This window comes from Kitasatospora sp. NPDC085895 (assembly GCF_040702125.1).
GTDB classification, from domain to species: Bacteria; Actinomycetota; Actinomycetes; order Streptomycetales; family Streptomycetaceae; genus Kitasatospora; species Kitasatospora arboriphila.
The window spans coordinates 1-1,067 of sequence record NZ_JBFBJY010000254.1 but is presented as its reverse complement, the minus strand read 5'-3'; the positions used below and the strand labels follow the sequence as shown (position 1 = coordinate 1,067).

Annotated in this window: 1 protein-coding gene and 1 pseudogene; both read right to left on the bottom strand. The window is 56.9% G+C overall.

The features are described from left to right. Window positions 1-116: 116 nt before the first annotated feature. A complete protein-coding gene (secG, locus tag AB0442_RS42655) occupies window positions 117-452 on the bottom strand; it encodes a preprotein translocase subunit SecG (protein WP_004933519.1) in 336 nt (111 codons plus the stop codon). Between the two features lie 220 nt (window positions 453-672). Further along, a pseudogene (locus AB0442_RS42650) lies at window positions 673-1,067 on the bottom strand (phosphoglucosamine mutase); the annotation flags it as partial.

Here is a 1,067-nt window from a genome sequence, read left to right as displayed (position 1 = left end):
GCACTACCACCTCAAGGTAGCGTGTCTACCAATTCCACCACCTCGGTACTGATTCTTACTGCTAACGGCCGTTGTTCCTTCGAGTTCACAACCACCGTTTACAAACTTTTTGCGGCTTACTGCGGGATGTCGCTGCTCGGCTTAGCTGGTGCTGCCGGCGCGGTCGTCTGCTCAGTTTTCACTGGCTGACCCAAGTTTTCCCACTCACTGCCTTTCTTGCTTTGGTTGCTGCTGAGGTTGCCCAGAATCAGGCTGATGACGAAGAACAGCGTCGCCAGCACAGCAGTCATGCGGGTCATAAAGTTACCGGAACCACTCGAACCGAACAATGTGCCTGATGCACCTGCTCCGAAAGAGGCTCCCATATCAGCGCCTTTACCTTGCTGTAGCATAATCAGAGCAACCAGCCCGATTGAGATCAGCAGGAAAATTACCAGAAGAGCTTCGTACATAGTAGTACCCGTATCCTTGCGGCCTCACCGCATGCCAAATGCTTCACACTCATCAAGCAGGCGTTTTTACAAACTGCCTACTGAAGCGGGTGTGAATACTAACCAAAGCCGCCAACCCACGCAAGGGCAATTTGCTGCCGCCGGCGCGTTTGCGGAAAAAAACGCCAACAATCATCTATTCGGGCTCAGCGATGCCAAGCCCGATGGCTAACTGTCTGTTTTAACCTGCTGATTTCACCGCATCGGCGATGCGATGCGCCAGCGCGGTCACCTGCTGCTCGTCCTCGCCTTCCACCATCACGCGGATCAGCGGCTCGGTGCCCGATTTACGCAGCAGCACCCGGCCACGGCCGGCCAACTCGGTTTCCACCTGCTCGGTGACCTTACGCACCGCTTCAGATTCCAGCGGATTATGCTCGCCGGCGAAGCGGACGTTGACCAGGATCTGCGGCAGCAGCTTCATGCCGCTGCACAGGTCATGCAGGCTCATGTGGTTGCGCACCATGGCAGTCAGCACCTGCAGCCCGGCCACGATGCCGTCGCCGGTGGTGGTTTTGTCCAGCAGGATCACATGGCCGGAGTTTTCCGCACCGATGCGCCAGCCCAGTTCCTGCA